The sequence below is a fragment of the Neobacillus sp. PS3-12 genome (assembly GCF_030915385.1).
Classification (GTDB): Bacteria; Bacillota; Bacilli; order Bacillales; family Cytobacillaceae; genus JAEVLT01.
On the sequence record NZ_CP133268.1, the window covers coordinates 5,123,309 to 5,148,572 of the forward strand.

General features: G+C 37.3%; 21 protein-coding genes. 19 read left to right on the top strand and 2 right to left on the bottom strand.

Annotated features, from left to right (window positions below):
• Nucleotides 1-130: 130 nt before the first annotated feature.
• Nucleotides 131-331 (bottom strand): cold-shock protein, encoded by a 201-nt coding sequence (locus RCG17_RS25695; protein WP_308172850.1) that lies wholly within the window; start codon nt 329-331, stop codon nt 131-133.
• Nucleotides 332-663: 332 nt separating this feature from the next.
• On the opposite strand from RCG17_RS25695, the gene RCG17_RS25700 reads away from it, so the two are divergent.
• From RCG17_RS25700 to RCG17_RS25780, 17 genes are all read left to right on the top strand, one after another.
• Nucleotides 664-2,616, top strand: coding sequence for a lipoteichoic acid synthase (locus RCG17_RS25700; RefSeq protein WP_308172851.1), 1,953 nt, complete (start codon nt 664-666; stop codon nt 2,614-2,616).
• A gap of 172 nt (nt 2,617-2,788) precedes the next feature.
• On the top strand, nt 2,789-3,997 hold the full coding sequence (locus RCG17_RS25705) for an MFS transporter (RefSeq protein WP_308172852.1): 1,209 nt from the start codon (nt 2,789-2,791) through the stop codon (nt 3,995-3,997).
• Nucleotides 3,998-4,147: 150 nt separating this feature from the next.
• A complete protein-coding gene (locus tag RCG17_RS25710; RefSeq protein WP_308172853.1) occupies nt 4,148-4,816 on the top strand; it encodes a GntR family transcriptional regulator in 669 nt (222 codons plus the stop codon).
• A gap of 58 nt (nt 4,817-4,874) precedes the next feature.
• On the top strand, nt 4,875-5,933 hold the full coding sequence (locus RCG17_RS25715; RefSeq protein WP_308172854.1) for a tartrate dehydrogenase: 1,059 nt from the start codon (nt 4,875-4,877) through the stop codon (nt 5,931-5,933).
• Between the two features lie 208 nt (nt 5,934-6,141).
• A complete protein-coding gene (locus RCG17_RS25720; RefSeq protein WP_308172855.1) occupies nt 6,142-7,563 on the top strand; it encodes a tetratricopeptide repeat protein in 1,422 nt (473 codons plus the stop codon).
• A gap of 193 nt (nt 7,564-7,756) precedes the next feature.
• Nucleotides 7,757-8,530: an IclR family transcriptional regulator gene (locus RCG17_RS25725; RefSeq protein ID WP_308172856.1), complete on the top strand. Its 774-nt coding sequence runs from the start codon at nt 7,757-7,759 to the stop codon at nt 8,528-8,530.
• A gap of 64 nt (nt 8,531-8,594) precedes the next feature.
• Nucleotides 8,595-9,479: an acetaldehyde dehydrogenase (acetylating) gene (locus tag RCG17_RS25730; RefSeq protein WP_308172857.1), complete on the top strand. Its 885-nt coding sequence runs from the start codon at nt 8,595-8,597 to the stop codon at nt 9,477-9,479.
• A gap of 25 nt (nt 9,480-9,504) precedes the next feature.
• Nucleotides 9,505-10,533: a 4-hydroxy-2-oxovalerate aldolase gene (gene dmpG, locus RCG17_RS25735; protein ID WP_308172858.1), complete on the top strand. Its 1,029-nt coding sequence runs from the start codon at nt 9,505-9,507 to the stop codon at nt 10,531-10,533.
• A gap of 220 nt (nt 10,534-10,753) precedes the next feature.
• Nucleotides 10,754-12,628 carry a XylR N-terminal domain-containing protein gene (locus tag RCG17_RS25740; RefSeq protein ID WP_308172859.1) on the top strand — a complete coding sequence of 625 codons (1,875 nt, stop codon included), beginning with the start codon at nt 10,754-10,756 and terminating at the stop codon, nt 12,626-12,628.
• A 290-nt stretch (nt 12,629-12,918) separates the two neighbouring features.
• Nucleotides 12,919-14,121: an acyl-CoA dehydrogenase family protein gene (locus RCG17_RS25745; RefSeq protein ID WP_308172860.1), complete on the top strand. Its 1,203-nt coding sequence runs from the start codon at nt 12,919-12,921 to the stop codon at nt 14,119-14,121.
• A 109-nt stretch (nt 14,122-14,230) separates the two neighbouring features.
• Entirely contained in the window at nt 14,231-14,713 is a 483-nt protein-coding gene (locus tag RCG17_RS25750) for a flavin reductase family protein (protein WP_308172861.1), read from the top strand.
• Between the two features lie 20 nt (nt 14,714-14,733).
• Complete coding sequence (locus tag RCG17_RS25755; RefSeq protein ID WP_308172862.1) at nt 14,734-15,573, top strand: FAD synthetase family protein; 840 nt, start codon at nt 14,734-14,736, stop codon at nt 15,571-15,573.
• A gap of 142 nt (nt 15,574-15,715) precedes the next feature.
• Nucleotides 15,716-16,588 carry a DODA-type extradiol aromatic ring-opening family dioxygenase gene (locus RCG17_RS25760; protein WP_308172863.1) on the top strand — a complete coding sequence of 291 codons (873 nt, stop codon included), beginning with the start codon at nt 15,716-15,718 and terminating at the stop codon, nt 16,586-16,588.
• 70 nt (nt 16,589-16,658) lie between these two features.
• Nucleotides 16,659-17,528, top strand: coding sequence for an alpha/beta fold hydrolase (locus tag RCG17_RS25765; protein ID WP_308172864.1), 870 nt, complete (start codon nt 16,659-16,661; stop codon nt 17,526-17,528).
• A 211-nt stretch (nt 17,529-17,739) separates the two neighbouring features.
• Entirely contained in the window at nt 17,740-19,050 is a 1,311-nt protein-coding gene (locus RCG17_RS25770) for an MFS transporter (protein WP_308172865.1), read from the top strand.
• A gap of 127 nt (nt 19,051-19,177) precedes the next feature.
• Entirely contained in the window at nt 19,178-20,071 is an 894-nt protein-coding gene (locus RCG17_RS25775; RefSeq protein ID WP_308172866.1) for an AEC family transporter, read from the top strand.
• Between the two features lie 112 nt (nt 20,072-20,183).
• Nucleotides 20,184-20,354, top strand: a complete 171-nt coding sequence (locus tag RCG17_RS25780; RefSeq protein ID WP_308172867.1) for a hypothetical protein — start codon at nt 20,184-20,186, stop codon at nt 20,352-20,354.
• An 84-nt stretch (nt 20,355-20,438) separates the two neighbouring features.
• Here the strand turns inward: RCG17_RS25780 and RCG17_RS25785 are convergent, their stop codons facing one another.
• Complete coding sequence (locus RCG17_RS25785; RefSeq protein WP_308172868.1) at nt 20,439-21,326, bottom strand: LysR family transcriptional regulator; 888 nt, start codon at nt 21,324-21,326, stop codon at nt 20,439-20,441.
• 295 nt (nt 21,327-21,621) lie between these two features.
• Here RCG17_RS25785 and RCG17_RS25790 point away from each other — a divergent pair, with 295 nt between their 5' ends.
• Nucleotides 21,622-23,442 carry an assimilatory sulfite reductase (NADPH) flavoprotein subunit gene (locus RCG17_RS25790; protein WP_308172869.1) on the top strand — a complete coding sequence of 607 codons (1,821 nt, stop codon included), beginning with the start codon at nt 21,622-21,624 and terminating at the stop codon, nt 23,440-23,442.
• A gap of 29 nt (nt 23,443-23,471) precedes the next feature.
• The gene (gene cysI / locus RCG17_RS25795) at nt 23,472-25,193 is read left to right on the top strand and encodes an assimilatory sulfite reductase (NADPH) hemoprotein subunit (RefSeq protein WP_308172870.1); all 1,722 of its coding nucleotides are present in this window, start codon (nt 23,472-23,474) and stop codon (nt 25,191-25,193) included.
• Nucleotides 25,194-25,264 lie beyond the last annotated feature (71 nt).

Here is a 25,264-nt window from a genome sequence, read left to right on the forward strand (position 1 = left end):
CATTTTCTTTTTAAGATGGAAAAAATTTTCTACAATAAAGTCACCATTATTATGACGGAAACGATTACTTTTTATTTATTAAAATAAAAAAAACAGACCCTTAAAGGATCTGTTTTTAGGTGAAGATTTATTAGATTTTTTTTACATTTGCAGCTTGAGGTCCGCGAGCGCCTTTTTCAACATCAAATGTAACTTTTTGACCTTCGTCTAATGATTTGAAACCTTCAGATTGGATAGCAGAAAAATGGACGAATACGTCTTCTCCACCTTCACGCTCGATAAAACCAAAACCTTTTTCTGCATTAAACCATTTAACTGTACCTTGTTCCATATTTGTTGCCTCCTAGTGTGAGTCCACACTGTAAAGATACTATCCCTGTCCAAAAGTGATCATAAAGACGAAAAGTCTGTACTTATACTATCCTTTACACCGAACAAAAATAATTCTCATTAATCATAACAGACTAGGGCAGGAAATGCAAACGGAAGCCTAGAAATTACTTTGTTCTATCCATTCATGTAACAGCTCTTTCTTTTGTTTTTATTAGATTCATTAAATTGGTAATATAGTTCTAGAGTATTTTTGGTTTCAATATATATAAAAGTGGACAAAGTTATGGCATAATAGAATGGCTGAAAGATAGAAAAGAGGTACAAATAAAAATGAACAGGATATTCAATAAAGGTCGAAATATTTTAGATAAATATCTTGGCTTTTACTTTCTGGCCGTCATTTTCCTTTGGATAAAAACATACATAGCACAATTAACACAATTTAAATTAGGAATAGAAAATCCATTTCAACAGTTTTTGTTGTTATTTAATCCAATAGGATCTTCCTTGCTATTCCTGGGATTAGCATTCTTTTTTAAAGGAAGAAAGAAATACATTGGTTTAATGGTGATTTATTTAATTTTATCGCTCCTTTTATATAGCAATATTCTTTATTACCGCTTCTTTAATGATTTTATTACCTTGCCGACCTTATCACAGACTCAAAATTTTGGAGATGTTAGCAGCAGTGTCGTTTCCTTATTAAAACCATATGACTTTTTGTTCTTCATTGATTTCTTATTGTTAGGTTCCTTACTTGTATTTCAGCGAGTAAAAATAGAAATAAAAGATATGGACCGCAGTAAAGTGTCTGCTATTTTTTCTTTGTCATTTGCGCTTACTTTTGCAAATATCGGTTTTGCAGAAATCGATCGGCCGGAATTACTAACAAGAGGATTTGATCGGAATTATATTGTTAAATATATAGGAATGTATGATTATACCATTTATGACACTGTTCAAAGCACTAAAGCTTCTGCAGCAAGAGTTTTGGCGGATAGCAATGACATCACTGCGGTTCTTAACTACACAAAGTCTAACTATGCTGAGCCTGATCCGACTTACTTTGGCGCCGGAAAAGGAATGAATGTCATTTACTATCATCTTGAATCCTTTCAAAATTTCCTGGTCAATTATAAGTTGCATGGGGAAGAAGTAACTCCGTTTTTAAATTCCTTGATTAAAGATAACAATACGATCTACTTTGATAATTTTTTCCATCAAACAGGACATGGGAAAACTTCGGATGCAGAATTTATGTTAGAAAATTCATTATATGGATTACCGCAGGGTTCGGCCTATATGACGAAAAGTTTAAACACATTCCAGGCAGCACCTGGAATTCTAGGTGGGAAGGGCTATACCTCTGCCGTTTTTCACGGCAATACCGGAAGCTTTTGGAATCGTAGTGAAGTATATAAATCCTTTGGTTACGATCACTTCTTTGATTCTAGTTATTATAAAATAGACCCTGAAGATCTTGCTCAATATGGCCTTATGGACAAACCATTTGTGGAGCAATCAATGCCAATGCTGGAATCATTGCCACAGCCATTTTATACAAAGCTGATAACCGTGACAAATCATTTTCCGTTCCCAATTGATAAAAAGGATGCGACCATTGAACCTGATGACACCGGTGTTCCAACTGTGGACAAATATTTCCAGACAGCCCGATATGCAGATGAAGCATTAAAGCAGTTTTTTACTTCTCTAAAAAAATCAGGTTTATATGATCATACAATCGTGATTATTTATGGCGATCATTATGGAATTTCCAAGGATAATGACAGCACAATGAGTCAAGTAATTGGAAAAGAAGTAACACCTGTTGAAAGTGCAGGTTTACAACGTGTACCATTATTCATTCGGGTTCCAGGGATGAAAGGTGGAGTGAATCACGAATATGGCGGGCAAATTGATGTTCTGCCAACACTTCTCCATTTATTGGGGATCGATTCCAAAAATTATGTACAGTTTGGAACGGATTTATTGTCTAAACAACATGATGACCTTGTTCCATTCCGTAATGGCGATTTTGTCAGTCCGACAATTACGGCTGTAGATGGTAAATATTACGATACTACAACGGAATTGGGGATAGGCGAAGATCGATTAGCAGAAGCTAAAAAGGATCAGCAGATCGTAGAACAAAAACTTTCTCTATCAGATAAAGTTGTAAATGAAGATCTTTTACGTTTCTATACACCAAAAGATTTCACGCCAATTAATCGCACAAAATATAATTATCACCCATCACAAAATGGGGAAGCAAAACCATAAAAGGGAAACTGTCTGAGAAACATCTCAGACAGTTTTTTTATGGTAATAAATATTGTGAAAATATTATGGAAGTTATTTCGACTATGAAAATATTATTAAATTATGCTATGATGGCAGGAGTGAATTTTACATGTGAAAAAGTTTTACTAGGTTACATATGGAGAGCGAAGTTATGGAAACATGGAAACGGAATTTATGGGTATTATGGATTGGTGTTTTTTTTACGGCATCCAGTTTTTCGATGGTTATTCCCTTTTTGCCAATTTTCCTGCTGCAATTAGGGGTGCATCAACATACTGAATTATGGTCGGGATTAATTTTTAGTTCTGCTTTCTTTGCAGGGGCGCTTGCATCGCCTTTTTGGGGAAGTGTTGCCGATAAATATGGCAGAAAGCCGATGATCATTCGTGCTGGTTTTGTTTTGTTTGTCATCTACACTTTGATGGCATTTGTAACAAATCCATACGAGATCTTAGGATTAAGAATCTTGCAAGGATTGTTAAGCGGATTTATACCAGGAGCAATTGCTTTAGTTGGCACAAATACCCCAAAACATAAAGTAGGATATGCTCTTTCTTTGATATCCTCTGCAGCTGCCTCCGGGCAGATTGTTGGCCCCATACTTGGTGGTGGGATTGCTCAATTAGTGGGGAATCGCGTAGCTTTTGCTAGTGCAGGTATTATTATTCTTATTTCAACTTTGTTGATTATTTTTTGGGTAACTGAGGAGAACTTTACTCCAAGCAAGGAAAAGGGATCTGTAAGAAACGACTTAATGGTTGCCTGGAAAAATCGCCCCTTTGTTCTTGTCCTGATTTTAACTGTTATAACCTCTGCATCAGTAATGACGGTGGAACCTATCTTACCCTTGTATATAATAAAGCTAGGTGGTTCTTCGGAAAAGGCGTCGTTTTTAGCTGGGATTGTGTTTTCACTTCCTGGAATTGCAAGTGCACTATTTGCTCCTTATTGGGGCAAATGGGCGGACAAGGTTGGTTTTTATCGAGTGCTCGTTATTGGATTACTTGGCGGCGGACTAGGTATGGCGGCTCAAATTCTCTTTCATCACATTTTGGGCTTTTCAATTATGCGGTTTGTTTTTGGAATCTTTTTCTGTGCCGTATTCCCTGCATTGAATGGACTTGTTGTGAAGTCAACTCCAGATGATTTCCGTGGAAGAGCGTTCGGATTAAATCAAACAGCCAACCAAATTGGAGGTACAGTCGGTCCAATGATGGGTGGCATGATCGGTGGAATTTTACCGCCCTCTGATGTATTTTTTGCAACAGGTATCTTGTTATTAATAGCCATGGGATTAGCATATCTAAATGGCAACAATTTAAATCGGGCATTGAATATTAAGGAACTGCCTGGAAAGTAATGGATTAGCCATGTGGCTGATCTATTTTTTTATGAAATTAAAATAATTTGAAATTTAACCAAATTGATATTATGATAAAAATAAGAGGTGTCGACAGCCGACAGATGTTTAAGCGCTTTCGAGTTTACTTAGGATGATGAGGTGAAAAGTATGTTTGATTCTAATTCTTTACAAAAACGGTTACCCTATTACCAGCAAATTCTTGAGTCGATTAAGGATTCTATTTTTAAAGGGAAATTCAAACCAGGTGATCGATTATATGAAGCCCAAATCGCAAAACAATACGGGATTAGTAGAAGTCCTGTACGTGAAACGATAAAAGTTTTAATCAATGAAGGTTTATTGGTATCTGATGATAAATCACAAATTTCTGTTTATAAGCCTGCCTTAGAGGATGTTATGGAAATTTATGAATGCCGGATTGCCCTGGAAACAGCAGCAGTAGCACTTACCGCGGAGCGCGCAACGATCGAGCAAATTAAAGAACTTGAAAAAAACCTAGAAGATACTGCAATTGCAGTCAACACTGAAAATCTGGAAATGATTGTTGCTTGTAATGCAAATTTTCACAATTTAACACTGCAATACAGCGGAAATAATAGGTTAATCAAACTTGTAGAAAGCCTAAACAGTTTGATTTATTATTACCGCGTTCTTAATATGCAGGGACAGAATCGGCCCGAAACGGTTCTTAAAGGTCATACAGAAATTTTTCAGGCAATAAAGGAAAAGAATCCGCAGAAAGCTGCTAGTTTATTAAAAGTACATACGCTTGAGGATTTAGAAAATTTGATCCGTATAATCAAAGGCAGCGAATAGAAATGATGATTTGCTAAATTAATTCATAAAAAACTTACATAGGGATGTGTTTATTAAAATGAAAAATTATGAAATTGCCGTTCTTCCAGGAGATGGAATTGGTAAAGAAGTTGTACCTGTTGCTTTAAAAGTTTTGGATACGATTGCCGACCTTCATGGAGGCCTGAAATTTAAATTTAAGGATTTTCCTTGGAGTTGTGACTATTATCTTGAACATGGAAAAATGATGCCTGATGACGGATTAAACATATTAAAAGATTTTCATGCCGTTTTTCTTGGAGCTGTTGGGAATCCTGCTCATGTGCCTGATCATGTTTCATTGTGGGGACTTTTAATAAAAATACGAAGGGAATTCCAACAATCGATTAATATTCGTCCAGCTAAATTTTTCAAGGGTCTGAAATCTCCTTTAGTAAATCCAAATGATTTTGATTTAATTGTAGTGAGAGAAAACAGTGAGGGAGAATATAGTGAGGCAGGGGGAAGAATCCATCAAGGTGAGGATGAAATAGCGGTACAAAATGCAATTTTTACACGAAAAGGAACAGAGCGTGCGATGCGTTATGCTTTTGAACTTGCAAAGCAAAGAAGAGGACACGTAACGTCTGCGACGAAGTCAAATGGGATTGTACACTCGATGCCGTTTTGGGACGAGGTATTTAAGGAAGTGAAGAAGAACTATCCTGATATTCAAACAGCATCTTACCATATTGATGCGTTATCGGCATTTTTTGTGACTAGACCACAAATCTTTGATGTGATTGTTGCTAGCAACCTGTTTGGTGATATCTTAACAGATATCGGCGGTGCCATAATGGGAAGTATTGGAATTGCACCAGCAGCAAATATTAATATAAATGGCAAATATCCATCCATGTTTGAACCAGTTCATGGGTCTGCGCCAGATATTTACGGAAAAGGAATTGCCAATCCAATTGGTCAAATTTGGACAGCTAAAATGATGCTGGATCATTTCGGAGAGAGGGAATTGGGTAAACAGCTGTTAAATGTGGTAGAGGACGTAACAAACGATGGGATAAAAACTTGTGATATCGGCGGTACTTCATCAACAGTTGAAGTTGCCGATGCAATTTGCAGCCGTTTAAAAGAGATATAATTGTTAGGCTGTGTTAAAGGTTATTTGTGAAGAGGCTAACTCAAATGGTATTTGCCGTTTTGAATTAGCCTTATTTTACTGCCAAAATAGTTGAACTAAAACCCGCTTTAAACGATCGTAGTTATCTGTAGAATTCTTTATGTTATAATGAAATAAATAATTTACAGCTTTCATCGTATATGACTATGTAATAGGGGGTTCGTAAAAAATGACTAACGAACGATTAATGCCAACTGAAATACTGATAAAAGACAAGAAGAAATCTGTCCATGGAACGGTTGTCCGTGCAGCGATCCAATCAACAAGTAAAGTCTTTCAAGTTAGAACTGCGGAAGCTGAGGACTATTACCTTGTTTATTTTAGAAAGTCATGTATCTTTGGAGATAAACTTGAAACGATTCCAGAAGATTCGTTTATTAGCAAGGTATTTCATGATGGCCTCGTAATTGAATCATCACATCCGATTTTAGCAGCACTTATCCCCAACAAAATGGTTTCTATTCCAACCAGAAATAAATTATTTACGTATTTGCAAGCTCATTTTTCTCCTCAGGAAATTGCCTATATCGCTACCACGCTTGACTCATTCTTCGATAAACCTACTCTTGCAAAGTATATTGATCAAATATATTTTAATTACAAAAGAAATGGTCAATATATGAAGGCATATCAAATATTGCAAATTTTAACTACGTTTACGCCACAATCAAATCCAGTAAAAGAACGGATGTCTTCTAGAGAATTTAATACCGCCCATGATTTTTACCATTCCTCAGGTTTACCAGCTATTTTAAAAAAGGACCCTCTGTATGTTGAACTATATTGTTTCAACAATCGAATTAATCCCGATATTCGACTTATTTTAGAAAAAATCTTAATGGCACAAGACTCATATGTTGAATTGATTTTGCTGTGGCTAGAAAAAGAAAAAGGATTAATAGATAGGGAAGAGTTTGAAAGCTATACAAAGATGGCTCTCAAAATTCTCTCTATTGAGCAGTGGATTCTTATTTTAAGCCATGAAAATATTAATCCATATCATGTGCTGCCAGAGGCGCAGAAAATGATTGAGAATATGATAGAATATGGCAGTTATGAAAAAGCAGCACTTTACTTGTTAAATTTTATGGATGATCTCCCAGATCATTATGATTCAATTCTGAAAGTAATATGGGAAAATGTAGGTGCAAAATTTGTGGAATCCCATTTGGATCGTTTTATTAAGGTACTCCAAAGGCAGGGGGATTCCGATAACCATAGACAATCGGAGGTCCAAGTTTACCAACTAATTGTAACCATGTTAAAGGAATATGACCTTAAAACTGTATTTGAAAAACTTCTGCCACTTCAAACAGCTTTACCCCATTCATTGGTGTTACGTAAATTAGGTAAAATGGTTATTTTGCTTGAGGATCCTGACCGAATGATGGAGTTGGGGGATTATTATGCAGAGTTTGAACAATTCGATCCTGCAATTGATTGCTATTCATGGGAGATGGAACTTAAACCGCAAGACCCTGATCCAGTTTGGAAAATTAGCAAGATGTATCAACAGAAAGGAATGGCATCTGAAGCTACTGCATACCAAAAAGTCTTTTCCCAACTAAAAGATATTCAAGAATCTATATAATACAAAAAGTGCAGGGATCTACTGCACTTTTTGTTATTTTCTATAATTGGAATGTATAACAAGTGATAATTGACATGATTTTAAATATTCTAAAAAGTATGTTGACAAAAGACAAACTGTTCGATACTATAATATCAGAGGTTGAAAATTTGCGAATAGCATTCGATAATGCCGAATGAGAAGAGGGGTTCACATGGCTGAGCGTTTGATTCAATCAGTTGAAAGGGCAGCCGATGTCCTGGAATTATTTTTAACTTCATCTTCAGATTTGAGTGTAAAAGAAATCAGTGAACAACTTTCTTTATCAAAAAGCACTGTCCATGGAATCATCAAAACTTTGGAACACCGTAGCTACTTGGAGCAAAATCCAAATGATTTGAAGTACAAGCTTGGATTGAAATTATTTGAGCTGGGTATTGCTGTTGAAAATCAAATTGATGTTGGAAGGATTGCCCGTCCAATCATTGAGACCCTTGTAGCGAAATTGAAGGAAACGGTTCATTTAGTTGTACTTCAGCGGGATGAAGTGATCTACATTGAAAAGGTGGAAGGACCACAAACTTTAAGGATTTCCTCGCAGGTTGGTAAACGAGCTCCGATTCATTGTACAGGTGTTGGAAAGGCGATTCTTGCATTTCAAAATGAGGCTGAAATTGATAGGATTCTTTCAATGAGTCCTTTGGAACCGTACACAGAATTCACGCTGACCGATCAAGAGGAGATTAAGAAGCAATTAAAAACAATTCATCAACAGGGTTATTCTGTTGATGATGAAGAGATTGAAATAGGTCTCAGATGTGTGGCTGCACCAATATTCAATCATCAAGGAAAAGCAATTGCATCAGTAAGCTGTGCTGCACCAACCATGAGGCTTGAGGATGAACAGCTTTCTAAAGTAATTGAAGGAATTAAACAGGCGGCTGCCGAGATTTCACGTTGCATGGGGTATAAAATCAAGTCTGCTTAAACACAGGCTAAGATTTCACTAATAAATAAAATAGTAACCAAAGGGAATGAGGAGGAGAATTATCTTGGCAAAATTAAAAGCAGCTATTATTGGCTCAGGTAATATTGGGACAGACCTTATGGTCAAATTAGGAAGATCAGAATACTTAGAATTAACTGCGGTGATCGGGATTGACCCTGAATCAGACGGCCTGCGTCGTGCAAGAGAAGCAGGTTATGCGGGTGTAGACACAGGAATCGACGGTTTCCTTGCAGATCCAAGTTTAGAAGCAGATGTCATTTTTGATGCTACTTCGGCTAAAGCTCATATTTATAACAACAAAGTATGTCAAGAACGCGGAATTAAAATGATCGATTTAACACCAGCAGCTGTAGGACCATACGTATCTCCAGCAGTAAACATTGGAGAGCATTTAACTAAAAGTAATATTAATATGATTACTTGCGGCGGACAAGCTACTATTCCAATGGTTCATGCTATTAACCGCGTAGCTAATGTTGTTTACGGTGAAATTGTTGCTACGATCTCAAGTAAAAGTGCTGGTCCTGGTACCCGTGCTAATATCGATGAATTTACTGAAACAACATCAAAAGCAATTGAAGTAGTTGGCGGCGCTGACAAAGGTAAAGCAATCATTATCTTAAATCCTGCTGAACCTCCAATCATGATGCGTAATACTGTATATGCACTTGTTGAAGAAGGAAAAATGAATGAACAAGCAATTCGTGAATCCATTGCAGAAATGGAAAAAACAGTTCAATCTTACGTTCCTGGTTACCATTTACGTACTGAACCTATTTTTGATGGCAATAAAGTAACTGTTCTTCTTGAAGTAGAAGGTGCAGGGGACTACTTACCTAAGTATTCTGGAAACCTTGATATTATGACATCCGCTGCTGTTCGTGTTGCAGAAGAGTTTGCAAAAAACGTAACGAAAGAAACAGTTTGAGCTGGAGAAAGGGGAAAAAATAATCATGACAACCAAAAGAGATATTTTAATAACTGAAGTAGCTTTACGTGATGGAAGCCACGCTGTTAGACATCAATATACTGTAGACCAAGTAGTAAGTGTAACAAAAGCATTAGCTGATGCCAATGTTCCTTATATCGAAGTCACACATGGTGATGGTTTAGCCGGATCATCTTTACAATATGGTTTATCAAAAGTAAACGAAATGGAATTAATCGAAGCTGCAGCATCTGTTGCCGGAAATTCAAAAATTGCTGTACTTTTATTACCAGGAATCGGTACGCTTACTGAATTAAAAGAAGCTGCCAGCCTAGGGGCAAAAATGGTTCGTGTTGCTACACATGTAACAGAAGCCGATGTTTCTCCACAACATATCTCATTGGGAAAAGAATTAGGAATGGAAGCAGTTGGATTCCTTATGATGGCTCATATGGCTCCTATTGGAAAATTAGTGGAGCAAGCTAAATTAATGGAAAGCTATGGAGCAGATATTGTTTATGTTACGGACTCTGCAGGATATTTACTTCCTGACCAAGTAACAGAGCGAATTAATGCATTAAAACAAGAACTTCAATGTGAAATTGGTTTCCATGGCCACAATAACTTATCTATGGCAATGGCTAACTCGATTGCAGCCATTAAAGCTGGCGCAACTCGCATTGACGGAAGTGTTCGCTGCTTCGGTGCGGGTGCAGGTAATACACAAACTGAAGCACTTGTAGCTGTTTGTGAACGTATGGGCATTAAAACAGGTATCGATTTATACAAAATTGAAGATGTAGCAGAGGATATTGTAGCACCACTTCTACCGGTAACACCAACGATTACAAGAGAAGCAATCACACTTGGCTATGCAGGGGTATACTCAACATTCGCATACCATGCAAAACGTGCAGGTAAACAATTTGGAATCGATGCTCGTGATATCTTAATCGAATTAGCAAAACGTCAGGTAGTCGGCGGCCAGGAAGATATGATTATTGATGTAGCTGCAGAACTTGCAAAAGCAAAAGGTGCAGTAGCTGCAAAATAATTGAACCAAATCTATGAAGTTGAGAATTTAACATCTTTACCACACTATATATCATGGTGAGACAGCCTCAGGGCTTCTCACCTTTTTTAATAAACAATGTTTTCGTTAAAGTTAGCTTTAAGGTAGAATAATAATAGATAGCAATGATTGCGCTTACATCAAAAATTAGTATACTTAGAAATTTTTATATTATTAATATACGTAATTAGGGTGAGTATAGATGAAGATTAAGATTTCCGAAGATAGTTATAAGGCTAGGACTAATGATAGTGATCGTAAGCTTTTGGCCTCTGCATCTGCTTTTGGAATTCTCCGTCAGCAGTTGGCTGAGTATATTGGAATAGAGAGAATTAAGGCGTTCTTGTTTCATTTTGGCTGGCAAATGGGTGCAGCTGATGCACATGAAGCAATGAAAACAGATGCCTCACTTGAATATTTAATAAAGCAGGGGCCCATTTTCCATATTACCAACGGTCATATCAGCGGGATGAAGCATGATTGTGAGGTAAAACTCGATGAGCAGAAAAATATTGTAACCATTTTAGGAAAAGGCATTTGGGTTGATTCCTATGAAGCTGCTCAGCATATAAAATTACATGGCATTTCAAAATATCCGGTTTGTCATACGCTTACCGGATATGCGAGCGGCTATATGTCTACAATTAGCGGACAGTCCTTGCTTGCCAAAGAATTGACATGTGTCGGTATGGGAGATCATGTGTGCAGTTGGGAAGTAAAGCCGCAAGAAGAATGGGAAAAGGAGAATGGATTAGCTTCTTATAATGAAATACCGATCGTAAAGGAATTAGAATACACATATGAGCAATTGCTTGAACAACAAAATTTTGTAACCAGATTAGCCAGTTTTCAAAAGAAATTAACCGAAGAGGTATCAAATGGAAGTAATTTACAAGAGATTGCAGACTTAGTGTATGATAATGTAAAAATTCCTATTTTAATTGAGGATATTGACCATCGGACGATTTCGTATTCTGGTATATCGGAAGAAAAATACCTCGAACTGAAAAAAGACATGGAAAACTATATTAATGAAAATGCTTCAATGAAATTTTTTCAAAGAAAAGAAAAACAAAGATTGCCGTTTCGCAAAAAAACAGTTAAAACAACCATTCAAGAGCGGCTGATCACACCGATACTTGTCCAAAAAGAGCTAATTGGGTACTGTGAATTTATTTATCAAGATTTACAATGTGGCCAGCATGAAGAAGATTATTTATTTTTGGATCGATTCGCTAATGCTGCTTCACTTATTCTTTTAAATGAAAAAACCAGCTTTACTTCGTTTGAAAGAATGAAAGGAAGTTTTCTTGAACAAATCCTGGATGGTCGATTACCAATAAACGAAATTACAAAACGAGGGAAATATACGGGATTAGACTTGGGATTGCCCTATTATATTACGGTCATGGAGTATAAGAGGACGGAAAGTACAATAGAGGAAGAATTTCTTTTACATGAGCAAATTTTTGAGTCAACCTTTCACTATTTTAATGAAATGAAACACAATGTCCTGGTAAGTCAACGAGATGGCAAAATGATTTTATTTATAACAAATGAGACTTTTAAAAATAAAACAATTATCAGTCTAATAGAAGATTATCGTAATTATATGGTGCTAAAATATCCTAATAATCAATTTAAATTTGGAATTAGCAATTTAGGTGTGGATATTACCAGCGCCTCTAAAAATTATGAGGAAGCTATTATTGCCTTACGTTTAACGATTGGGAAGGAAATTGTTCCATTCAAAACATTGGGAATTGTTGGCGTGCTAATCAATTCAAACAATATAAACGGGATTAGAATGATTGCGGAGCAGGAACTAGGCCCATTATATAATACAGGTGATCTCAAAACAGTTGAACTCCTTAAAACCTTATACATTTTCCTGTTAAATGGAGGAAAATTAGAGCAAACCATGAATGATCTTGCATTATCGATGAGCGGACTCCGACATAGAATCAAAAAGATTGAAAGTTTGCTGGAAAAAGATTTACGAGATCCAAACGAAAGTCACCAATTAATCTTGATTATCAAGTCATTAATTGCTTTGGGAGAACTGAATATTGAATAAAAATTTGAACCTCTAGTCTTCATGGCTGGAGTTTTTTATTTATGAAAACAAGTTCACAAAATGGACAATATTTAGCGATAAATAAATAAAATATGAACATTTTTTGTTCTAGTCTGAAAATTAAAAACAAACTAGACTATAAGTAGGTGATAAGTAATATAAGCAAGTGATTTAAGTGGTTAATGAAAGCGTTGCCAAATATTATTCAAAATGACTGGCCTAATGATGTGATTTTGCTGGAAAAACTAATTGAAAAGAATAATTAAAATTATCAAAAAGAGGGTGTAAACATGGGAAACTATACAGTAACAGAAGAAATGGTAACGATTGAGCAGTTAGTAGCTGCTGCTGAAAAGATTGGTCAACTCGCCGAAAAAGAGGCCCAAGAAGCAGAAAAAAATGCAACCATTTCAGAAAATGTTGTCAATCTCATTAAAGAAACAAAAATAAACAAAATTATGCTACCAAAGGAATATGGCGGACCGCAAATCGACTTGAAAGGATTTGCACAGATTGTTCGCAAGGTTGCGAATTACAATATTTCAGCTGCCTGGCTTACTTATCTTTACCCGCTCCATAATATTCTGCCAGCATACCTGCCGAAAAAAGGAAGAGATGAGATCATCAATCAAGGCGGCTTGATCGTTGACGTATTCGCTGCAGTTGGCAAGGCAGAAAAGGACGGCGACGGATACCGAATTAATGGAACATGGAATTTTGCAAGCGGTGTTTTATATAGTGATTGGATAGGTCTTGGAGTTACAGTCCAATTTCCCGATCGGGACAAGCCAGAAGTTTGCTTGCCAATGCTAAAAACATCAGAAGTTCAAATTGTGAAAAACTGGGATACATTTGGCCTGCGGGGTAGCGGAAGCAACCAGGTTATTGTTGATAATGTCTATGTTCCAATGGAGCGGATGTTGCGACTAGAAGCTGCTGATATCACTGGGCTGCCACCTGAAGCAGTAATCAATTCAGAAGCAGAGTATGATAAGGAATATCCATTCTATCATGTACCATTTTACCCTACCTTCTATTTGGGCTTCCCAAATATGGCAATTGGCGGTGCAGAAAGAATACTGGAAGAATTTAAAAAACTTACGGAAAAACGTGTCCGTTTAATGGATGGAATGCGTGAAAGTGAATCCCCTCGGAGCCAAAGGGTACTAGCTGAAATGACGGCGGATTTCCATGTTGCGGATGCGCTGATGGATAAATATATTACGTTACTCGAAAACTATGAAAAAGATGGCCGTAAAACAGAACGTTCGGAGTTCTTTGCCATTCGTACGAAAATAATAAAGATATGTGTAGACATCGCAGTAAGAGCATTGCTTACACTTGGAGGAGGGGCACTTTACAAAGGCGGCCCAATGGAGTTGTTCTTAAGAGATATTATCGGTGTTGCCACACACAAAACATCTTTATATGAGGATTCTGTAGCAGCCTATGGCCAAGATTTATTTGGTTTTGATAGCGGTGTTAGAGGATAAGTGATTCTTTTTTCAAGAATTTGAGAAAAACAGAGGAGACAGCTTTTTCTCATAATCAAGCTGTCCCTCGAAAAATGATAGAGTCCCAGATTACCAGGAGGTTTCAACAATGGATGATCGTCAATTTCGAAATGCAATGGGTAAATTTGCTACAGGTGTAACAGTAATCGCAACAGAAGTGGAGGGTGAAGGAGTTCATGGAATGACGGCAAACGCGTTTATGTCTGTGTCACTTGATCCAAAGCTTGTTGTAATTTCAATTGGAGAGAAAGCAAAAATTCTTGACAAAATTAAACAAAGTAAGCTCTTTACCGTTAATATTTTAGCAGCAGACCAGCAGGAACTTTCGATGATTTTTGCCGAACAAATAAAGGAAAACAAGGAAGTTGTCTTTGAACGTCTAGATGGAAAACCGGTTCTTTCTGGATCAGTAGTCCAGATCGCCTGTGAGGTTTCAGCTGAGCATGTTGAAGGTGATCATATTTTGTTTATTGGAAAAGTAACGGATATTAAGATTGATGACGTTGAACCACTTGTGTTCTACAGTGGCCGCTACCGTTCATTAGCTGAAGAACAACCTGTCACAATTTAGTAGACGAAAAAGGAGACTGTATGGAAACGATTTATTTAAACCGAGATAACTTAAGTCATTGGCAGGAAAAGGCAGTACACAAAGTTATGGCACTGGGCTGCTTTGACGGTCTCCACACTGGGCATTGTAAAGTAATTAACACGGCTTTCGAGAAGGCAAAAGAACTGAATGTTCGACTGGCAGTAATGAGCTTTTTTCCCCATCCCAAATCCGTTGTCGGAAGCGGCAAAAAACAAGTTCATTATTTAATGCCCTTCTCTGAGAAAGAAAAACGGCTCGAAAGCTTAGGTGTTGATACATTTTATATTGTGGAATTCAATAAAGAGTTTTCTGCTCTTCAACCGAAAGAATTTGCAGTAAAGTACCTGGTGGAACTCGGTGTCGTTCATGCAGTCGCTGGTTTTGATTTTTGTTATGGATACAAGGGTGCGGGGAATATGGATCGGTTATACCAAGATTCTGGCAAACTCATAGAGGTTACAAAGGTGAAAAAAGTAGGGTACAAGGGCGAGAAAATAAGTTCTACCTGTATTAGGGAAAGGCTCTTAGCAGGAAAAGTTGAGGAACTTCCTTATTTTCTTGGAGAATACTATGAAATCAAATGTGAATATGACGGGAGAACTTTTAAGCCTTATCCCTATTATACACTGCCTGCACCCGGACGATATGAAGTTACATTAAAAAATGAAGCAGCATCACTTCAAACAGAAGTGATTGTACTTGATTCTCCTGGCGGCCCCATTCTTACATGTACAACTGAAATTTCACCATTGGTGAATAGGAAAATAACGATTATCTGGCAACGACTTCTAGTGGATGAGAATGTCCATTCCATTGATGAAAAAATACTAATTTTATAGCTTATAAATTTAATTTTTTGAAAGGAAGTGGGAAAATGGCTGAAATTATTGCAGGTGTAGCTATGTCACATAGTCCAATGATCATGACAAACCCCGAGTCTGCCGGTGAAAGGGGCAGGGGTTTATTCAAACAACAGCTGAAATGAATAAATGGCTGAAAGATGCTGGCGCAGATATTTTAGTTTTAGTATCTGATGATCATTTTAATAGTTACTTCTATGACCATATGCCTTCTTTTACAATTGGAATTGGTGAATGTGAAGGATGGGGAGATTGGCGGATCCCTAAATATAAAATTCCTGTCCAACAAGAATTAGCTAAACATATTCTCAATAGCGGTTTAGAAAACAATATTGATTTCGCCTATACATTGTCAATGAAAGTGGATCACGGTCATACACAGGCGATTTATTTTCTAAATTCTGAATTGGATATCCCAGTTGTACCAATCGCTGTAAATACCGCCGCACCTCCGCTTCCGACGATGGACCGATGCTTCCAGCTGGGTGAAGTGTTACGAAAAGCGATTGAGTCTTGGGATTCGAATAAAAAGGTGGCTATCATTGCATCAGGCGGTATATCACATTGGGTGCCGATTCCAAAAATTGATAGTCAAAAACCTGAAGACCAACAGTTAATCCACGTATTAAAAAATGGCCGTCAGGAAATTGAACAACTTGATGAATATTTAAAAACACGTGAAACTAGGGTAACATCGTTAATCACCGGCCCAGTAAATGAAGAAGGTGACCGCGAATTTTTACGTCTGGTAAAGGAAAAAGACTTTGCTTCCCTTAGAAAATGGTCATCAGAATATATCGAAGAACACTTTGGCAACGGCGGGCAGGAAATTCATAACTGGCTTGTTCTGCTTGGTGCACTGCAAAATTTTAATGTCGAAATTAGGTTTTATGAGCCAATACCTGAATGGGTAACAGGCATGGCAATCGTCCAATTTAGTCAGCCTGTTAAGGGTGAAAATAAGAAGTCAACAGAATTTGAAGTAAGCATGTGAATTATTGTTTAAGATAGGGCACTGGTTTACTTTTTAAAAACTTCTATAGAAAAACAAGGAGAGATGAAAAATGACAATTTGGTCAGATTTAGCTGATGTGGAAATTAAACTTTATTACTTGGATGCAAATGGTGTGAAAACTCGGGTACTTGAAGCAGGAAATGGTGAGCCACTTATTTTACTTCATGGTACTGGAGGACATGTTGAGGCATATGCAAGAAATCTGAAGGGTTTAAGTGAAAACTTTCGAGTAATCTGTATCGATATGCTGGGACATGGTTACACGGATAAACCTGATCAACCATATGGAATCGATAGTTATAGCGATCATTTATTAGCGGTTATTCAGGCATTGGATTTATCAGAAGTATATCTTTCTGGTGAATCATTAGGCGGCTGGGTGGCAGCATGGTTTGCAGCCTATCATCCTAAGTACGTTAAAGCATTAGTTTTAAACACACCAGGAAATGTAAATAACAAGCCTGAGGTAATGGCGGGACTGAAAGCCTCGACCCTTAAAGCAGTTCTTGAAGCAAACTATGAAAATGTAAAAACACGACTTGAATGGTTAATGTACGACAAGAGCCAAGTAACGGATGAACTAATTGAAACACGCTATAAAATTTATACTCAGCCATCCTATCAAAAAGCTGTTCATAATATCGTTTGCCTCCAAGATCTTGATGTAAGGGTAAAATACGCTTGGGATTCTGCTTGGTGCAGCAAAATTAATGTTCCGACACTGTTAGCTTGGACAGATCATGATCCTACTTCGACAGTTGAGGAAGCAAAGCCGATTCAAGATATGATACCTAATAGTGAATTAGTAGTTATTAAGGATGCTGGCCATTGGCCGCAATGGGAAAAACCTGAAGAATTTAACAGCATCGTAACAAACTTTTTATTGAAAAAAGAAACCAGGGTCCTGTCAGAAAAATAATCACTAGTCTGAAATAAATATCCGATTTGTTCTTTAGTTAATGCACTTTTAATCGATTCTCCACATAATCAATGCTGAATCTGTTAAAAGTGCTTTCTTTCTGTAAAAATATTTCAGAAAATTAAGAACTTGGGCTAAATTCTCGTTTTTATGCAATCGGCTTATGTTCTTTAAATAAATTTAAATTTAACATTAAATTTGGGGGTAATTTATGAATCGAGTTAAAAGTAAAGGTAAGATTTCAAAAGCCGCATGGATTATTATTTCACTTTTGTTCTTATTAACAGTTATTAGTAATGCGGATAAGGCAATCATTGGGTTTGCATCTGTGCCCATTATAAAGGAATTAGGGTTGAGTCCAGAACAATGGGGATTTGTCGGCAGTATTTTCTTCTTCCTATATTCTATTTCAGCAGTTTTGGTTGGTGCCCTTGCTGATAAGATTGGGACCAAAAAGGTAATTGCCGGGATGGCGGCAATATGGGCGCTGGTCCAGTTAGCAACTGTATTTGTTTCTAGTTATTCTTGGTTATTGGTTACAAGACTTATTTTAGGGGCCGGTGAAGGACCTTCCTATTCGTTAGCAATGACAGCAGCGGCAAAGGCACTTCCTAAAGAAAAGTTGGGTATTGGTTTGACATTAGTCTCAATTGGCGGACCGCTTGGAGTAGCTATATCTGCACCTGTTTTGATGAACATCATTTTAACGTATGGATGGCGGGCGGGTTTTATTGTTACTGGTGTTATTGGAGTGGTTTGGATTGTTTTATGGCTGTGGTTATCAAAAGAACATAAAAATGTACAAATTGAGAATCCGACGGCAAAAGAAAGTTCAAACGTATCTTTCCTCGAGCCCGAAACAAAATTTACATCTGTCCTATTTTCTAAAAACTTTATTTTAGTTGCATTATGTGGCTTTGCAACATATTGGTCATTTACAATTGGGCTTAACTGGCTTCCAAACTATTTGCAAAACGTCCGAAAATTAAGCCCAGACACATTAAAAATAGTGGTTGCTCTGCCATGGATCCTTATTACACTTTCACAGATTACGTTTTCATCAATCTCAGACAGACTTTTTGCTAAAACTAAAAGTGTCGTTAAAGGACGTGTGTTTGTACTTGGTCCAGTGATGCTGACTGGTGCTTTCTGCTACTTTTTTGGAACAATGTTTAGTTCTAATTTTATAGCCATTGCTTTACTTTCACTTGGTTTGACCTTTGGTTGTATCACATTAGTGCTGGGACCAGCTATTCTAGTAGAATTGATCCCTAAAAAGCATAATGGAAAAATTCAAGGCTGGTTCATGGCGATTACTTCATTAGGAGGCATTGTAGGCCCATATGCAACAGGTTACCTAATTCAACATTCTGCAAATCCTGGACTTGGTTTCCAGCATTCATTCCAAGCAACAGCGGTGGTCTTACTAGTATTTGGAGGTCTTGTATGGGCTGCCGTACGTCCAAAAAAAGCAGTAAATACATCTAATGTGTTGGTATCTAAAAATGCACAAGTTGACTAGGAACTCCAGACAAAAAACCTAACGTTCAATAATGATAAAAATGGATATAGACTGACAATTGTATGTGACTCGTTTATAATAGAATAATATAGAAAATACATACAACTGTTTGGGGAATGAGTGAAAAATGGTTTTCATCCAAGTGATTTTACCTGTTATTCTTATTTTTTTTAGTGGTTATATTGTCCAAAAAATTTTTAAAGTCGACATTAAACCGATCTCCACTATATCCATTTATGTCTTAATGCCAGCCCTTGTCTTTACAACATTTTATACAACACCATTAGATAGCAAATTATTGTATATCGTTATCACAGCATTATTAATCTTTCTTGCTTTAGTAGTTGTGATGATGATTATCACAAGATTATCCAAACAAGATACAGAGCAGGAAAGTGCGTTAATCCTGTTAACTGCCTTTGCCAATAGCGGGAACTATGGTGTCCCGATTGTGTTATTTGCATTTGGTAAAGCTGGAGTAAATTACGCAGTTCCGATTATGGTTTTTCATGGGATTATCATGAGTATTTTCGGGGTGTATTTTGCTGCACGCGGTAAAGCCGGAATAAAAGTTGCCATTAAAACAGTATTAAAGCAACCAACGAATTACGCAATCATACCTGCAATACTATTTCAGCATTTTCACATAAAAATTCCAACTAACTTTTACGAGAGTATCGATTTAGTGGGAAGCTGTGCTGTTCCAATTGTGATGATTATCTTAGGAATGCAGCTGGCTGAAGTCAATCCAAGAAAAATGGATTGGAAGAATATCAGTGTAGCCAGTATCGTTCGCCTAGTTGCTTCGCCAATACTTGCCTATTTTATATGTCTGTTGTTCCCATTAGATCCGCTATTGCAAAAAGTGATTATCATTTTAGCAGCTATGCCAACAGCAGCTACAACAGCCATGTATGCCATCCAATTCAATACAAAGCCCCAATTTGTTTCTAGTGGCACGCTCGTAACAACTGTACTAAGCTTTGCAACACTGACTGTTTTATTAAGTATATTACATTAAAAATTGGCCTTTAAATATGAACCAAAAAAATCGTCATCCAATTGGATGGCGATTTTGTCAATATTCATATGTAAGCGCATACATTGTTAGTATAACTATGGAGGTGGTTCATTTGTTTTATCCATTAAGCTCTGAATATATTAAATATTTGAACGATCCTGATTGTAATGGAATGACTTATGACCAATGGAAAGAAAGAAAAATGCGGCAAGAGTTAGAAAAAAATAAAAAAGGTTCTGATAAAAAAAACCACTATAATGGTTATACAAAATACAATTATTAATCGGCAAACTGGTTAGCAAAATGCTAACCAGTTTTTTTTATGAACATACAATAAAAACATAGATTAATGTTGAATGGGCTTAGTTTAGTTTGGTAATTTCTGGTTTAGCATATCGATAAAAATTTTTACATTCCTTTTGTCTTGCATGATTGGTGAAAATATATAGGAAAGTGTCCGAGTAAAGGAATGATTTTTTAATTTTATAATCGAAAGATTGCCATGCTCGACATCTCTTTCGATGACACTGTGGGAAAGCAAGGAAAGTCCCATTCCATTCATGAGCGTTTCTTTAATTCCTTGATTGCTGCTAATGGTCAGCATTGATTTAACCTTGAGGCCATTGGAACGAATTACATGATTCAAATATTGACCTGTTCCCGAACCAATTTCTCTGGTTATCCATTTCTGATCCTGAAGGTCAGACATTGTAACTTCCTTTTTACGAGCCAATTCATGATTAATCGAAGAAACAACAAATAACTCATCCTGCATAAATGCGTTGACAGAAATTTCTTTTTCATTTGTATGTCCTTCAATTAAACCAACATCTACTTGAAATAGCTTTACGGAGTGAACAATTTCTTCGGTATTGCCGATCATGACATGAAGCTCAAGCTCTGGATAGTTTGTCTGAAGGTCAATAAGTAAAGAAGGCAGGATATACTCGCCGATTGTAAAACTGGCACCAATTTTTAATTCCCCTTTAATAGAGTTATGGTGTTCAAGAATATCTTGTCTTGTTTGTTCATAAATCGTAATCATTTGCCGCGCTCTTTTATATAAAATTTCACCGGTTGGAGTGATTTTTAAATATTTTGGCGAGCGTTGGAATAATTTAGTTTGAAATTCTTTTTCTAAATTTTTTATATGTAAACTTACACTTGGCTGCGACATGAGAAGGAGTTCCGCAGTTTTTGTAAAATTTTTTACTTCTGCAAGCGTAACAAAAGTTTTTAACTCTTCATAATACAAGAGGATCCCGCCTTATTATTAGTAATCTTAATAGTAATGATTATTTATATGTATTTTACTAATGCTTTGTCTTCGAGTAAAGTACTATATAGAAGGATTTTAGAGAGGATCAAAAGGAGAAGGCGTAAAAATATTTTTATTTTTTATTCGTTTAAAACCGACTTGACTTATAGGAATACTAAAACTATTATATTAGTAATCAATTGTTTTACTGAAAAATGAAAAATATTTGTCGAATCGAGTAATCTGAAAAATACATGATGGAAATCTATATTCCTGTGTGAGGTGGAAATCTTTGCAACTTCAAGTATTAAATAGTCCCTTTAATGAGGAGCAGGTAGAGCTCCTAAATCGTCTACTGCCAACATTAACTGAATCACAAAAAATCTGGTTAAACGGTTATTTGACTGCATGCCAGTCCGTTTCTGGCGCAGCGGCTTCAGGAACATTAACCGGTGTACTTCCTGCAGGAAGTGCCAAGCAGACAGTTTCCAAAGACGTGATCATCCTTTTTGGATCACAATCAGGAAACGCTGCAGGTCTTGCGAAAAAGACTGCAAAAGCGCTTGAAAACAAAGGGTTTAAAGTAACCGTATTGTCAATGAGTGATTTTAAACCAAACAATTTAAAGAAACTTCAAAACCTACTTGTTATTGCAAGTACACATGGTGAAGGAGAACCGCCTGATAATGCAATTTCTTTCTATGAATTTCTTCATGGTAAGCGGGCTCCAAAGCTTGAAGGACTAAACTTCTCTGTTTTGGCCTTGGGTGACAGCTCATATGAATTTTTCTGTAAGACAGGAAAAGATTTTGATCAGCGGTTGGAAGAACTTGGTGGAACTAGGCTTTACCCTCGCTTTGATTGCGACGTTGATTTTGATGAGCCAGCAGCAGAATGGCTTGAAGGCGTTATAGGAAGTTTAAGTGAAACCGAAGGAGGTATTGATGTTCCTTCTGTTACAGTTACTGCACAATCGTCAGAAACGGAATACAGCCGTACAAATCCGTTCAGAGCTGAAGTGCTGGAGAATATTAATTTAAACGGCCGAGGCTCCAATAAGGAAACACGTCATCTTGAAATTTCACTCGAAGGCTCTGGTCTTACTTATAAGCCGGGTGATGCCCTTGGTATTTATCCGGAAAATGATCCAGCTCTGGTCGATTCCTTACTGAAGGAATTGAAATGGAATCATGATGAAACAGTAACTGTTAATAAACAAGGGGATGTCCTTTCTCTTAAAGAAGCACTCATTTCCTATTTTGAAATTACTGTACTGACAAAACCGCTTCTTGAAAAAATAGGTCAAATTACTTCAAGCACAGAATTAAAGGAACTTCTTCAACCTGGAAATGAAGAAAAAGTTAAAGAATATATCAATGGACGCGATCTGCTTGATTTAGTTCATGACTTTGGTCCATGGGGCAGTACAGCTCAAGAATTTGTCTCCGTTCTTCGGAAAATCCCTGCTCGTCTTTATTCAATTTCCAGCAGCCTGTCTGCAAATCAAGAGGAAGTTCATTTGACGATCGGAGCACTTCGTTACGGGGCACATGGCCGCGAACGAAATGGGGTGTGTTCAATCTTTGCGGCAGAACGTTTGCATTCGGGGGATACGGTTCCTGTTTTCATTCAGCATAACGATAATTTTAAACTCCCAGAAAATCCAGATGCGCCGATTATTATGGTTGGACCGGGTACAGGCGTAGCACCTTTCCGTTCCTTTATGCAAGAACGCGAAGAAACAGGTGTTGAAGGAAAATCCTGGTTATTCTTTGGTGACCAACATTTTAGAACTGATTTTCTCTATCAAACAGAATGGCAAAAATGGGTGGAAAATGGAGTTCTGACGAAAGCAGATGTAGCTTTTTCACGCGATACAGGAGAAAAAGTATATGTACAACACCGTATGCTTGAACACAGTAAAGATTTGTTCCAATGGCTAGAGCAAGGAGCATTTGTATATATTTGCGGTGATGAGAAAAGGATGGCACATGATGTCCATGATACATTACTTGCTATCATTGAAACTGAGGGCAATATGAGCCGTGAAGAAGCAGTCGAATATCTAGCCAACATGCAAAAACAAAAACGTTATCAGCGTGATGTATACTGATCCAGGATTGAAAGGAGTTATCTAAAACAATGGTAAACCCAAATTTAAAAGCACCGGATGGAACACCAAGTGATGTAGAGCGGATTAAAAGAGAAAGTAACTATTTGCGTGGTACCCTGAAGGAAGTAATGCTTGATCGCTTAAGTGCAGGAATTCCCGATGATGACAACCGTTTAATGAAACACCATGGCAGTTACTTACAAGACGATCGTGACCTTCGCAATGAGCGCCAAAAGCAAAAGCTTGAGCCAGCGTATCAATTTATGCTGCGTGTTCGATTACCTGGCGGCGTAGCAACCCCGGATCAATGGCTTGTCTTAGATGAACTAGCCGATCAAAACGGCAATGGAACATTAAAAATTACTACACGCCAAACATGGCAAATGCATGGTATTTTAAAATGGAATATGAAAGATACCATTCAAAGAATCCATAAGACATTGTTAGATACGATTGCTGCTTGCGGTGATGTAAACAGGAACGTCTTATGTTCAGCAAACCCATATCAATCAGAAATTCATTCTGAAGTATACGAATATGCAAAATATTTAAGTGATTACTTATTACCGCGTACAAGAGCATACCATCAAGTATGGCTTGATGAGGAAGTAGTTGCCGGGACTCCTGAAGTGGATGAAGAAGTTGAACCAATGTATGGTCCACTTTATTTACCTCGTAAGTTTAAAATTGCGATTGCAGTACCGCCAACAAACGATATTGATGTGTTTGCGAATGATTTAGCATTAATTGCGATTCTTGAAGATGGTAAACTAATCGGTTTTAACGTTGGGATTGGCGGAGGAATGGGTTCGTCACACGGTGATAATGCAACCTATCCGCAGCTGGCAAAGATCATTGGTTTCTGTACACCAGATCAAATTAAAGATGTAGCGGAAAAAACGATCACTATTCAACGTGACTATGGAAATCGTTCCGTACGTAAAAATGCTCGTTTTAAATATACAGTTGACCGCCTAGGACTTGAGACCGTTAAAGAAGAACTTGAGAACCGTCTTGGCTGGAAACTCGGTGAAGCAAAGCCGTATCAGTTTGAAAGTAACGGCGACCGATATGGCTGGGTGAAAGGTGTACAAGGGAAGTGGCATTATACCTTATATATTCAAAATGGCCGTGTGGCTGACTTTGATGGTTACAAGCTAAAAACTGCGTTAAGGGAAATTGCCAAGGTTCACACAGGTGAATTCCGTCTAACAACAAATCAAAACGTAATCATTGCCAATGTATCAAGTCAGAAGAAGAAAAAGATCACTGAGTTAATTGAAAAATTTGGATTGACAGATGGCAGTCAATATACAGCCCTGCGTCGAAACTCAATGGCATGCGTTGCCCTGCCCACATGTGGATTGGCAATGGCCGAATCCGAACGCTATCTTCCTAAGCTGATTGATAAAATCGATGAAATTATCGATGAAAATGGCTTGAGAAACGAAGAAATTACCATTCGAATGACCGGCTGCCCAAATGGCTGTGCACGTCCAGCGCTTGGCGAAATTGCCTTTATGGGTAAGGCAGTTGGAAAATATAATATGTACCTTGGTGCAGCCTTTGATGGCAGTCGTATGAATAAAATGTACCTTGAAAATATTGGTGAAGAAGAAATTTTAAGCGAAATGCGTGTGCTCCTTTCCCGTTATGCAAAAGAGAGGGAGGATGGAGAGCACTTCGGTGATTTCGTCATTCGTGTAGGCATTATTAAAGCAACAACAGACGGCACGAACTTTCATGATTAATTAAAAATGAGACAGGAATATTATTCCTGTCTCTATTTTTTTTTCAAAATCGTATTATTCCAATAAGAAAA